The 12,584-nt window shown below is 44.8% G+C and carries 14 protein-coding genes; 8 read left to right on the top strand and 6 right to left on the bottom strand.

Annotated features, from left to right (window positions below; genetic code table 11):
* Nucleotides 1-29 precede the first annotated feature (29 nt).
* The 4 genes from AAFP14_RS07470 (at nt 30) to AAFP14_RS07455 (ending at nt 4,549) form a co-directional block, all read left to right on the top strand.
* The gene (locus tag AAFP14_RS07470) at nt 30-698 is read left to right on the top strand and encodes an MBL fold metallo-hydrolase (protein ID WP_341731661.1); all 669 of its coding nucleotides are present in this window, start codon (nt 30-32) and stop codon (nt 696-698) included.
* Between the two features lie 21 nt (nt 699-719).
* Nucleotides 720-1,280, top strand: coding sequence for a sugar O-acetyltransferase (locus AAFP14_RS07465; protein ID WP_341731660.1), 561 nt, complete (start codon nt 720-722; stop codon nt 1,278-1,280).
* Nucleotides 1,281-1,366: 86 nt separating this feature from the next.
* Entirely contained in the window at nt 1,367-1,831 is a 465-nt protein-coding gene (locus AAFP14_RS07460; protein WP_340521009.1) for a hypothetical protein, read from the top strand.
* A gap of 456 nt (nt 1,832-2,287) precedes the next feature.
* Nucleotides 2,288-4,549 (top strand): sensor histidine kinase, encoded by a 2,262-nt coding sequence (locus tag AAFP14_RS07455; protein WP_341731659.1) that lies wholly within the window; start codon nt 2,288-2,290, stop codon nt 4,547-4,549.
* Nucleotides 4,550-4,688: 139 nt separating this feature from the next.
* On the opposite strand, the gene AAFP14_RS07450 is transcribed toward AAFP14_RS07455, so the two are convergent.
* Both AAFP14_RS07450 and AAFP14_RS07445 read right to left on the bottom strand, forming a co-directional pair.
* Nucleotides 4,689-5,243, bottom strand: coding sequence for a cytochrome b/b6 domain-containing protein (locus tag AAFP14_RS07450; protein WP_341731658.1), 555 nt, complete (start codon nt 5,241-5,243; stop codon nt 4,689-4,691).
* A 60-nt stretch (nt 5,244-5,303) separates the two neighbouring features.
* A complete protein-coding gene (locus tag AAFP14_RS07445) occupies nt 5,304-6,719 on the bottom strand; it encodes an RNA-guided endonuclease InsQ/TnpB family protein (protein ID WP_341731657.1) in 1,416 nt (471 codons plus the stop codon).
* A 423-nt stretch (nt 6,720-7,142) separates the two neighbouring features.
* Between AAFP14_RS07445 and AAFP14_RS07440 the strand changes: the two genes are divergently transcribed.
* Together AAFP14_RS07440 and AAFP14_RS07435 are read left to right on the top strand one after the other, a co-directional pair.
* Nucleotides 7,143-7,721: a manganese efflux pump MntP gene (locus AAFP14_RS07440; RefSeq protein WP_341731656.1), complete on the top strand. Its 579-nt coding sequence runs from the start codon at nt 7,143-7,145 to the stop codon at nt 7,719-7,721.
* Between the two features lie 75 nt (nt 7,722-7,796).
* Nucleotides 7,797-8,348, top strand: coding sequence for a glutathione S-transferase family protein (locus AAFP14_RS07435; protein ID WP_341731655.1), 552 nt, complete (start codon nt 7,797-7,799; stop codon nt 8,346-8,348).
* 141 nt (nt 8,349-8,489) lie between these two features.
* On the opposite strand, the gene AAFP14_RS07430 is transcribed toward AAFP14_RS07435, so the two are convergent.
* The 3 genes from AAFP14_RS07430 to AAFP14_RS07420 form a co-directional block, all read right to left on the bottom strand.
* Entirely contained in the window at nt 8,490-8,627 is a 138-nt protein-coding gene (locus AAFP14_RS07430) for a photosystem II reaction center protein K (RefSeq protein WP_293149949.1), read from the bottom strand.
* Between the two features lie 60 nt (nt 8,628-8,687).
* On the bottom strand, nt 8,688-9,809 hold the full coding sequence (gene tgt, locus AAFP14_RS07425; RefSeq protein WP_341731654.1) for a tRNA guanosine(34) transglycosylase Tgt: 1,122 nt from the start codon (nt 9,807-9,809) through the stop codon (nt 8,688-8,690).
* A gap of 104 nt (nt 9,810-9,913) precedes the next feature.
* Complete coding sequence (locus tag AAFP14_RS07420; protein ID WP_341731653.1) at nt 9,914-10,363, bottom strand: hypothetical protein; 450 nt, start codon at nt 10,361-10,363, stop codon at nt 9,914-9,916.
* Nucleotides 10,364-10,625: 262 nt separating this feature from the next.
* On the opposite strand from AAFP14_RS07420, the gene cobS reads away from it, so the two are divergent.
* On the top strand, nt 10,626-11,423 hold the full coding sequence (gene cobS, locus AAFP14_RS07415) for an adenosylcobinamide-GDP ribazoletransferase (protein WP_341731652.1): 798 nt from the start codon (nt 10,626-10,628) through the stop codon (nt 11,421-11,423).
* A 72-nt stretch (nt 11,424-11,495) separates the two neighbouring features.
* Nucleotides 11,496-11,795 carry a hypothetical protein gene (locus AAFP14_RS07410; RefSeq protein WP_341731651.1) on the top strand — a complete coding sequence of 100 codons (300 nt, stop codon included), beginning with the start codon at nt 11,496-11,498 and terminating at the stop codon, nt 11,793-11,795.
* 245 nt (nt 11,796-12,040) lie between these two features.
* Here the strand turns inward: AAFP14_RS07410 and AAFP14_RS07405 are convergent, their stop codons facing one another.
* On the bottom strand, nt 12,041-12,478 hold the full coding sequence (locus tag AAFP14_RS07405) for a hypothetical protein (protein ID WP_341731650.1): 438 nt from the start codon (nt 12,476-12,478) through the stop codon (nt 12,041-12,043).
* Nucleotides 12,479-12,584: the final 106 nt, after the last annotated feature.

Raw genomic sequence — 12,584 nt, 5'->3', positions numbered from 1 at the left:
ATTCCAGACACATTAACTATGATACTTCCTTGAAACAACAGACTTTAGCTTCTAAACAACCAAAACCCGTACTCGACAATATCTTTGCTTTTCCACCTAACCGGGACACCCTCGGTGGGACAGCTTACTTCATTGTAGAAAACCAAACTAACATTTTAGTAGATTGTCCGGCTTGGGATGAGATTAACCAAACATTTTTACGCAAATATGGCGGTGTCCGGTTGTTGTTTCTGACTCACCGGGGCGCTATGGGTAAGGTGCGGGAGATTCAGGAAGCCACCGGCTGCGAAATCGTGATTCAAGAGCAGGAAGCTTATTTGCTACCGGGATTGCAAGTGACAGCTTTTGAGCGAGAATTTGCTCTGAGCGATCGCACTTTTGTATTTTGGACTCCCGGTCATTCTCCCGGTTCGTCCTGTCTTTATGATAGTCGCAGTGGCGGAGTTCTGTTTTCGGGCCGACACTTGCTCCCCAATCGAGAAGGTGTACCTCAACCGCAGAGAACGGCAAAAACTTTTCACTGGCCCCGACAAATTAACAGCGTGAAATCCATTATCGATCGCTTTTCGCCGGAAACTTTACAGTATATTTGTCCTGGTGGGAACACAGGTTTTTTGAGGGGAACAGGATCGATCGATCGAGCTTTTGAACAATTAGCCAATTTAGATTTAGGTGTTTGTTTGCAATCAAAGCCTTGATTTGAAAAAGCCATAAATCCGATGTCAAAAACCGAAAAACAGAAAATGCTAGCCGGCGAGTTGTATCTAGCGGATGATGCGGAATTGACTCGCGAGCGCCAGCGAGCTCGCCGTCTCACCAGACTTTACAATGCTACCCGCGAAGACGAAACATCCCAACGCTTACAAATTCTCGCCGAATTATTTGGTGCCCTCGGCGAGAAAGTTAAAATTGAGCCCCCTTTCTACTGCGACTACGGCAGTAATATTTATGCTGGAAATAACTTATATTTAAATTTTGGTTGCGTGATTCTCGATTGCAATCGAGTTAACATCGGCGAAAATTTACTGTGCGGCCCACAAGTCCAAATTTACACTGCTTTCCACCCCACTGACCCGGAAATTAGACTTTCTGGCTCTGAACTGGCTAGTGAGATTCATATTGGCAATAATGTGTGGATTGGTGGCGGTAGTATCGTTTGCCCCGGAGTCACTATCGGCGATGGTAGCACGATCGGTGCAGGCAGTGTGGTGGTTAAAAATATCCCTGCAAACGTCGTAGCTGCGGGGAATCCCTGCCGAATTATCCGGCATCTAGCTTGATGTGGTACTATCAACACACAGGTCTGATCCACTCTCAGGGGTTTGACCTTCGCTCCAGGTTTTTAACTCCTACTCACAAGATTTTTATGGCGACTGCAACAGTTTATCCCAACGCTCCCGATTTATCTACCGACGACTACGTGGTAGTGGGTTTGGCCACCTGCTTCGTCAAAGAAGAAGGTGAAGTTCTCGAAGTACAAGTAATTGAAGCTATCCCCTCAGCAGCTTTGGAGGCAATTGTCAAGGGAATTCCCACATCCTATCAAAGGGCTTGGGGGACGACTTTGGGAGCAGTGCTCGACGGCGAATCACCCACTATGCTGCCGGAATTCCCCACCTCGGCTCAGTTTTGCGAAGAATTTGGCTTTCGGGCGATCGCCGCCGCCCGCACTTACAAAATCCGCCCCCAAGCTCAATCTCACATCCCCTTGGGAACAGTTCGTAGCGACTTTTCTTATTCCCTCGATCGCAAAAGAGTTCTCAATACCCAGCGCGTTGTTCGCACAGAAGACAATGTAAAACAACACGAACACACTCACAAAGTTCTTTAAAATAAATAATGTTTGACTATCGCTTTTGCTAAGGAATGTAGTGGATAGACCAGCCGCGAAGATGTGACTTATCATCTGATTCGTTACGTCTTTTTAGCTGAAAAAAAACACCTATCCACTAGGATTTTTTAATATAAAAATTAAAGTTTAAAACATAAAAAAACATAAAATGGTATAATTCCAGTTTAACAGGGTGAGCTTACCAGCGGGAGAAAATTTCAACCCGCAATTATTAAATGCTAGTAGTGTCAAACTGCTTGCAGGCTCAGGGTGCATCGCAGGTGAGCTAAGATTTCAATCTTACAAATTGGTCAAACTATGCGAAGCTTTGCGAAAGAGCAGTGCTGGAAATTAAATCGACTATTACCAGCACGATTTAGCCGTGGATACCGTCTTCGATACATCGCAGCGCTGCTAATATTAGGGGGGACTATAGCAGCCAGTATCGCTGGTTATATGAGTTATCAAAGTGTGAGACGCTTAATTGTCAAAAATTTAGAGCAAAATGCTTTGTTAGAAGTAAGGAATCGGAGTAATAAAATCGATCGGTGGATAGAAACTAGAAAAGCTGAAATCGAAACCCTCGCTAACACTCCCCCCGTTCGTTCAATGAATTGGTTGGTGGCACAACCCTATTTAAAATCTGAAGTAAATCGACTGCCAGAATTTGAGCATTTTGCCTTAATTGAGCCGGATGGTTCTTACTTCACTACAAAAGTCGGGAGAGCAGCAGCTAATGTGAGCGATCGCCGACACTTTCAAAAAGCCATGGCTGGGGAAGTATATGTTTCAGATCCTACTGTTTCTCGCACGCTAAAACAACAAATTATTCCCATTTCTGCTCCGGTGCGGCCAAAGGTAGGCGCTCCCACTTCTGACACCATTCAAAAGCCGATCGGAGTTATGAATGGTGTCATCAAAATTCAACGATTAGCCCAAGTAGTAGGAAAGCTGGAATATGGAGCCGGAACCTACGCTTTTGTACTCAATTCTCAAGGAGTACCGATTGTTCATCCCGATGCCAGATTAATCGGAAATACAGACTTGCCTGCTACCAGTTTATTAGACTCCAAAGATGCTAATTTGGTGAGCGTAGTCCGAGAGATGGTTTATCAAAAAACTGGCATTTCCCTGACTAAAATTAACGATGCTAAAGTTTACGTAGTTTATCTTCCTTTAGAACAGGCAGAATGGTCGATCGCCCTAGTAATTCCTCAAGAAAACCTCGAAAAAGAACTGTACCCATTAAATATATTAGCAGCCGTCACCGCCGCACTTTTAGCCACAGCTATGATAGGAGCAATTGTGGCACTAAAATTGTTTGCAAAAGATCGCCTCCGCACTCGCACAGAAGCTCTCCTCCATCGCTTGACAAGTCGCACTCGCGCTTCCTTGGATGTCGATCGCATCCTACAAACCACCGTTGAGGAACTCGGAAGTATACTGGATATAGAGCGCACAATTTTCGGCTGGTACGATCCCCGAAAAGACAGGTTAGAATTCTGCTCGGAATATTACCGAGAAGGTTTATCATCGCGATTGGGAGTATTTGGTGCCGAATCCGGGCCCTGTGGAGATTTAGCCGCCAGACTCCAGCGCGGGGAGTCGGTAACGCTCAGGAAAGTCACAGATATCGATACTTTAGTATCTCAGGAATCCCAGCACCTGAGACTCAAAAACCGTCAGTACGCAGCAGTACCTGTGCTCACCCAGACTAATCGCCTGGGGTATCTTTTCGTTTGTAGTCAGTGGCAGTTTGGTACTCCCGACGAAGTGGAACTTTTGGAAGCCATTGCAGACTCTCTGGCGATCGCAATTTCCCAATCTCAACGCCAGGAACAAATTCAAGAACAACTCAAGCTATTGGAAGAAGTATTAACCAAACTCAGAAGAACCGAAGCACACTTGGTGCAAAGGGAAAAAATCACAATTTTAGGCAAACTAACTGCCGGAATTGCGCGGGAAATTAACAACCCAATTAACTTTATTTATGGTCACTTACTTCACATCAATGATTATCTGCAAGATTTGTTCAGAATCATTCAACTATATTCCGAAAAATATCCAGAATCAGTGCGAGAAATTGAGGAAGAAAAAGAAAAAATAGACTTAGATTTTGTGAGCCAAGATTTGCCAAAAATTATCAATACCTTAAAAATAGCATCGGGACGCATTCGCGACACTATCTTGGCTTTACAGAAATTTTCTACCCCTGACGACTCCGACAAAACCTACGTCAATTTACAGGAAGGAATCGACGATATTCTAGTATTGTTTGCCTCTCGGCTGGACAACAAAATATCTATAGTTAAGCAGTACAATAATATCCCGTTGGTGCTGTGTTATGGTGGTCAAATAAATCAAGTTTTTGCCAGTATTATTAGCAATGCTATTGAGGCAATGAATACGAGCGACAATCAAGAGCAAATTATTATAGTTAAAACCGAGGTAGTCGAGTATCCCGAAGGCAGATTTATTGCGGTATCGATCGCCAACAACGGCCCCAGCATTCCGCCAGAAATTCAGCGCCGAATATTTGACCCATTTTTCACTACTAAGTCTGTTAGCGAATTTACAGGCTTGGGGCTGTCCCTGGGCAATAAAATTATTGCTGAAGTTCACGGCGGGCGTGTTTGGGTGGAATCTCCGTTTCCATTTCCCTTCGAGTCTCAAAATGCAGGTGGTGTGGATTTTGTGGTGGAATTACCAATCCTATAACCTGATTTGGTATTAGCCATCAAATTTCGGGTTAGGGAAATAACAACGGTGCCACCAATGCAAATAGCCAACCTCCCATCACCACAATTTCCACCAAGATTAGAAGCGTATTTTTGGGCATAATGGGCATCAGATAGGTTTAGCTACTCTTGTGGTTCTTAAAATCAAACATCGACAAAATTAATGGTAATCCCCCTACCTTGGCACTCATCAACAAGTGCATTGCCAGACACAATACTAATACGATCCATCCAGAAGCGTGCAAATAATACCAAACCTTTGTCAATTCCCCTGCCGGTAGCCATTCTTCCTTAACCATACTCCCAGAGGCGATCGAAAAACTCATGGCCACCAACATCAGCGTATTCACAATCCGATGCAAAGTGTACCACCAAATTGGTTTTCCGAATTGTGTCAATTTCCCCAAAGAATCCGGCTGTATCAAGCGTTTTTGACCTCTGTGGAAACTGTATAAAGCAAAACCGGGCACGATCCCTAAAATTAACAGCTTACCAAAAGTCCCATGAATGCCGATAATATCTGGAATTTGAGGTAGTGGTACTTTGCCGAACCGCCCGTCATAGGTGTTGTACACCCAGAAGGCGGTGATGATTGCTCCCAAGGCGATCGCAGCGTTAACCCCGTGCAGTAATCTCAGTAGCAGTGGCTGGTATGGTTTAGATTCCGGCATCATCAATTCTGCTAGTTGATAAGTCTTCCTTTGACACTCCCCTGGCTGAAGCCGAGGGGATTCTTAAGACATTTCGGTCTTAATATCCTTGTTACCAAGGTTCCCAAACTCACCACGTTTGCTCTTCGAGCGTGGTGATATTTTTTGGGCGTTTAGGTGACAAGCACCAAGTTTCGCGGAGTCCCCACGTACTATTTCCAAAGCTCGATCTCTGATGGTTTTTGCTGCGCCAATGTCTGCGTGTTCGTGATACCCACATTCAACACAGATGAATTTTTCACCATCTCTGTTGGATTGGTCGATATGCCCGCAACTTCTGCATTTTTGACTGGAGTATTTGGGATTAACTTTGATTACAACCTTTCCTTGCTTTGCAGCTAAATACTCGATCTTCAGAATCAAATCACCCCAACTAGCATCAGAGATAGCGCGGTTTAGTCCTTTCTTTCTTGATTGTCCATTTTTCAGAAACCTCCCGGTTTTTTCATCTGTTCTTACTTGACAGCGGTGCATCATTCCATAAATATTCAAATCTTCCAAGGCAATTGCGTCTATATTGCGAGACACAATTTTGTTGGCAACTTTCCATTGATGCGCTTGACGCCGATCGCTAATCTTTTGATGAAAATGCCCTACTTGTTTGATTGCCTTTTGGCGTTTTTTGCTTCCCTTAACTTGGCGGCTAACCCGTCTCTGTCTGATTTTTAAAGTTCGCCTAGCCTTTTTAGTAGTGGAGAACTTAGGGTTTTCAATTTGATACCCGTCAGACAAATGAACCAGTTTGGTAATTCCCAAGTCGCACCCAACCACCTTTGTTACTTGTTCAAGAGGTCTGGCTCTGTATTCAGGAACTGATTTATCTTCTATCCTGAGAGAAATATGCCAACCATCTTGGCGCTTTCTAACGGTACAAGCCTTGATGGTAAACCCATTTGGAATCGGACGAGAGTTATAAAATCGCATCCAACCCAATTTAGGAAGATAGATTTTATTCCCTTGTATTTTCACACCCATTACACAAGTGAAAGATGTAAAATTACTTCGATTCTTGAACTTGGGAAAACCCCTGCCTGCAAAGAAATTGCTGTAAGCAGTGTCTAAACGTTTAATGTTCTGTTGTAGGACTGTTGAGTCTATTCCGCTGTACCACGGTCTAGCCTTTTTTAATTCTGGCAATGCTGTGATCTGAATGTCCGTCGCACTTCGACGGGGATTTCTAGTGTTGCCCTCCTTGTCAGACTTAGAATCTTTCCACGGATTCCCAGTTGCACCGCTCTTACTGACAAAGCAAGTGAGTGGTGAAGCTTCACCGCGAGTTTTAATGTCGCAATAATCTCCCTGGATGAATTGTTGGTTGTATTGAACAATTCTGTCATTCAAGCACCAATTATAATGGCTCCTAAGCATATTCACCCAAGCTGACATTTTTGAGGTCTGCGTTTGATTAGGACGCAGTTTGTAAACGTAGTTGGTTAACAATTGTGTTTCACCTCTTGTCTTTAGCTTGCGTTTACCATACAGTGTCTATAAACACAAGTCAAGGGATATGGCTAAATTTTAGCCTACCGTTAAGCGTTACATTGAAGCACAAAGAGAGTAGGCAGGATTTATCCTGCAACGCCCTTTCATCCCCGGACTCAAGTCACGGGGTTTTCAGGGTATTTCTTATAATACAGCCTAGTACGACATTTTTCAAGCCAGCCAATTATGAAAAAAATATGATTTAAAAATGAATTGATTATGATAAATATCTAACTTAAGGATAACTTAGTGTAAACTTAAAGACTAAGAGCAAGAGACCTATCCCAGAATTATTGTGGACGACGCATCGCCTGCGTGTTGCAGACTTGCTGTTATCGAGAAGTTTAATAGTTTACCCATCAGATAAAAAAAATTACAGAAATGGATTTAGCCACTACCGTCTTACTTTCCTTGGGACTAGCAGCAGATGCTTTTGCAGTTTCAGTTTCCAGCGGTTTAGCAATTAAACACATGAAAGTCAATAAAGCTTTAAAAATTGCTTTATTTTTCGGTGGTTTTCAAGCTTTGATGCCAGTAATCGGATGGTTTATTGGTCTGAGTTTCAGCTTTTTAATTTCGGCAATTGACCATTGGATAGCTTTCGGATTGTTGAGTTTCATTGGCGGTAGAATGATTTATGAATCCCTACAAAATGACGGAGAAGAAAAGAAATTTAATCCCCTGGATACGGGTACTTTAATCGGATTATCGGTGGCAACAAGTATAGATGCTTTAGCCGTGGGGATTGGCTTTGCTGTTCTGAAAGATTCTATTGCTCCTGCGGTGACTGCTATAGGATTCATTACTTTCTTTTTGGCGTTTGCTGGTGTGTTTATTGGACACAAGTGTGGAAATTTGTTTGCAAATAAAATAGAGATGTTGGGCGGAGCAATTTTGATTTTTATTGGTAGCAGAATCTTATTTGTACACTTGACGGAATTGCCAGTTATTGGTCATTAGTTATTAGCGACACCAATAACAAATAACCAATAACAAATGCTAAAATAAATCAGATTTCGTTAAAGGGAAAAAACGGTGCTGAAACTTTACGGTGGAGCTCGCAGCAGGGCCTCAATTATCAAGTGGTATCTGGAAGAAATAGGCGTGCCCTATGAATTCGTGATGCTGGATATGCAAGCAGGAGCACATTTGCAGCCAGATTTTCTCGAAATTAACCCCATGGGAAAAGTCCCGGCGATCGCCGATGGAGATTTTAAACTTTGGGAATCTGGGGCAATTCTGCTCTATTTAGCTCAAAAATATGGTAAAATGCCGGAGAATTTGGAGCAACAAGCTCAAGTCGTGCAGTGGGTACTCTTTGCTAACGCTACCCTAGGGCCGGGAATATTTGTGGAAGCAAGTCGCGATCGCGAAACTCCCAAATTGTTAACACCCCTTAATCACATCTTCGAGAAACAGCAGTTTTTGATGGGCGATGAATTCGGTGTAGCCGACGCCGCAGTGGGCTCGATTTTAAACTATATTCCCATGATGCTAAAACTAGACCTCAGCGCTTATCCGGCGGTTTTAGACTATATGAAGCGAATTGCAGAAAGACCGGCATTCCAAAAGGCGATCGGCAGCTAAACATAGCATTCATCCCTCTGGGCTCTTTCTCTGCGCTCTGGAGCGCTTTGTGCGGTTAAATAATTCCAGAGCAACCGAAAAACTCAACAGCTAAAAGCAGGGACAATTGGGGAATTGCCCCTGCTTTTAATAAAACCAGAATTATCTGAATCCGACAGCCGCTTGCCAAACAAAAGCCAGCAACAAGAAAAACACAGGAATCACCGGCAAAACATTAATCAAAGGGTCAAAGATCGCATAAGCTTCGGGCAGCTTCGCTAAAAGTAATGCAGCTTCCATGAATCAACCTACCTATCCAACAGATTTTTCATAATTGTCGCATATCTTAAGCAAAGGCAATCATGTTCGATCGACCGTAGGTGTCAGCCAGTGAGCAAACTCCTCTGTAAAGCGATCGGCAAAAATCGCCTCCCGCATCCGAACCGTAAAGCGAATCAACTCAGTCACGTTGTGAATCGCCAGCAGAGTGTGGCCTAGTTGTTCCTTAGCTCGCACCAAATGGCTCAAATAAGCCCGACTGAAATTTTGGCAAGTATAACAAGGACAAGACTCATCCAAAGGAGTAAAATCCTCTCGAAACCGAGCATTCTTCAAATTCCAGCGTTCCCCCCCAACCAAAGCCGTCCCGTGACGAGCCAGCCGAGTCGGAATCACACAGTCAAACAAATCTACACCATGGGACACCGCCACGGCCATTTCCCGATAAGTGCCAATTCCCATCAAATAACGGGGCTTATGTGCCGGTAACAGGGGTGCTGTCACTTTCACAATTTCTGCGATCAAATCCCCCGATTCCCCAACGCTGACACCGCCGATCGCATAACCTGGTAAATCTAAATCTACTAACTGGTTTGCCGATCGCGATCGTAAATCCGGGTAAACACCCCCCTGTACAATCCCAAACAAAGCTTGATCCGGGCGCGAGTGAGCAGCAATGCAGCGCTTGAGCCAGCGATAAGTCCTGTCTGTCGCCCCTTCCACCTCCTGTCGCGTCGCTGGATAAGGGGGACACTCGTCAAAGGCCATAATCACATCCGCACCCAACTCATTTTGGATTTGGATCGATCGCTCCGGTGTCAAATTAATCATACGACCATCGCGGGGGGAACGAAAAGTCACCCCCTCATCAGAAATAGTACGCATTTGGCTCAAGCTAAACACCTGAAAGCCGCCCGAATCGGTCAGAATCGGCCCGGACCAAGCCATGAATTTATGCAATCCACCAGCTCCGGCAACAATATCTTCCCCCGGCTGTAAGTGCAAGTGATAAGTATTAGCCAAAACCATTTGAGAGCCAGCATCTTTAAGATGTGCAGGCGTCAGAGTTTTGACATTAGCCAGGGTTCCCACGGGCATAAACTTAGGCGTTTCTACCACACCGTGGGGAGTGACAAACACTCCCGCACGCGCTTGGGTATGGCTGCAATGGGCAAGAGATTGAAAAGAAAATTTTTCGGACATTAGGAATGGAGCATTGGGCATTGGGCATTGGGCATCGGAACAATTTTAAACGTTCTTGAGCTTTAGTCGAACTAATTTTGACCTTAGCCTTAGCCAACGATCCTTTAAAACGGCGAATCGTCTTCATCTAATTGATAATCCCAGCTCCCTGAGAGTACCTGATCCACGACTGCATCTAAAGCAGCAGCATTTAAATTCCGGCTGAGTTGCTCTTGCAAAGGATTGGAGAGAGGAATTAACCGTAACAGTCGTCCCTCTTGAATCAGGTCAAAATAAGCACCTTCTTCCTTGGAGTTTTTCAGTTCCAGATAATCAAAACTATCAACATTCAAATAAATAGCCCGGTTGGCAATCAGAGTAGAGCGATTGGGGTTAACGAACACTTCCCGGACATACCCTTCGCCTTGACTGTAAATCTTGCCGTCCTGCATATGTAGGTAGCGGACACGTCCTAAATCGAAGAGCAATCTTTGGATATCGCGCTTGTTGACGACAATGCCTGTATCGATGATGCAAGGAGCAGCCACCCTGTTGTTTAATTGGTCATTACTCATGGAGCAAAAGCCTCTGTTGTAGTATGTTCCCCTGGTTGGAAATCACAGAATTAACTAGATTTTCCTACAAAGGAAACGCTTGTCTTGAGTTAAGTTTCAGTAGATGCAGTTCTTCGGGTGCGCTGTCGGTAGCAGTTTTCTAAAGAAAAGAGCTGTCGCCAGGATGAATGCCTGATCGAAGGAACTAAGGGTGTTACCGATCCAATTCTGGCATACGCTAATGGATTCACAACTCCATACAATGCGAAAAAATTTCTATTTTATGGTGCACAATCAGTTGGTTCGCTCAACGATCGACTTTTTCCGGAATCTGGGGGCTGCACTAGCTGCTGCGGTCGCTTTTTATACTTGTTTGCCGGTGCCGATTTCTTGGAATTTGGAGTTTCGGGGTATTGCTCGCTTTGCACCGGCAATCGGGCTGTTGATTGGGGGGATGCTGGGACTGGCGGATCTGGGATTGCAGTTGTTGGGGATGCCTGCTTTGACTCGATCGGCCTTGGTAGTAGTTTTAGGTATTGCCCTGACTGGGGGGTTACACCTAGACGGGGCTATGGACACGGCGGACGGCCTGGCTGTACCAGACCCCCTGCGACGGCTGGAGGTGATGCGGGACAGCGTTACAGGAGCCTTTGGGGCGATGGCTGCGGTGGCAATCTTGTTGTTGAAAACGGCTGCTCTGACGGATTTGAATGAATATCGGTGGTTGGCTTTGATGGGTGTGGCTGGTTGGGGGCGGTGGGGCCAGTTGGTGGCGATCGCCCGCTATCCCTATCTCCGGGCCCAGGGTAAGGGAGCTTTTCACAAGGAATCGATTTATTCTCCTTTTGATTTTATCCCAGGAGTTTTGCTGCTACTGAGTTTGAGTGTGTTGCAAGTTGTCTTGCAGGGCGATCGGTGGCTGTTGGCGGTGGGGATGGCTTTGGGGGGAAGTGCGATCGGAATTTTGACGGGAGCCTGGTTTAACCACCGTTTAGGGGGTCACACTGGTGATACCTATGGTGCTGTAGTGGAGTGGACGGAGGCATTATTATTATGTCTGTTGGCTGCTTTGCAAGCATAATATTTTCTCTCCTGTTGGCTTTCAGTCCCTGCGTTAAATTAGATATAGCCAACCTCAATCCTCTAGAAAACTATGGAATATTTGATTGGTGCGGTTTTGCTCGGAATGTTGATTTGGACCGGGTTAGAGATTGTCCAAACAATCAAAAGTTGGGACATGAATGCCACAGAAACCAACAGAAAAATTCAAGCTGAAATGGTCACAGAGACTGCTTACGGTCAATGCGGGGGTGATGCAGTGGAGGGAGCCAGTCAGGCTATTGAAAACACCCTTCATGCTAGTCACTGCGCAGCCGAAACAGTCGCTTGTGAAGTTTCAGCAGGTGCGATCGGTCCTACTGTAGAAGGCTTAATGCACTTGCTCCACCATTAGAGCTAATCTGTAGGTTGGGTTGAGGAACGAAAACCAACCTACAACTGGGTTATTAGTTGGGTGGGGGCGGGTTTATGAAGATGCTCTGTGAGTGGCAAAATTCATCTTTTAACCCGTCCCTACGGATTTTATTCAATGTTTTACCCGAAATTTTATCTAACATTTTACCAATGCTGTAGGGGCGGGTTCACCAACCATAATCGCCCAAAAATAACAATCTTAATAAACCCGCCCCCACCTATAAACTAGAACGAATAAACTCGTCCTTTTTCATCAATATAAATTGACCTGTCTTGCCTAGTCCGCCCGTCCGATGTGGTGATCCGAACTGTCACGATGTTTTTCTGGGAATCGACGCTATAGTCGTATTTCAAAGTGGTGGTTCCACCTTTGACATTAATGGGAATATTGGCAAGATCGCCGGTGCGGTTGCCGATGCGAACCACGACGTTTTTTGTAGTGCCGATCGGCAAGGATGACAAACCAACACCAGACTGACCGTATTCTAGGTTCAATCCAGTCTCGTTTAATAGTCTGAGGGTAATGTTGCGAGTATTATCTATCTGTGCTTCTGGTTGCCAAAATCCCGGTTTTGTGCCACCGTCGGTGGCTGGTTGAGCTGAGACTGGATGGGGTGTCAAAATACCGATCGCAGCCAGTAGGATTGCTGTGGTTGTAATCATTCTTGATTTCATTTTGGCCCCCTTGGAGTAAACTGTTTCTCAATACTACTATGGTAACTTTGGAATGGATTTGTTTTTAATGATTTTTAATAGACATCAACCCTAT

It is taken from the genome of Microcoleus sp. EPA2 (assembly GCA_020882975.1).
GTDB lineage: Bacteria > Cyanobacteriota > Cyanobacteriia > Cyanobacteriales > Microcoleaceae > Microcoleus.
The sequence above is the reverse complement of the archived record's forward strand: the minus strand, read 5'-3'. Positions and strand labels throughout refer to the sequence as shown.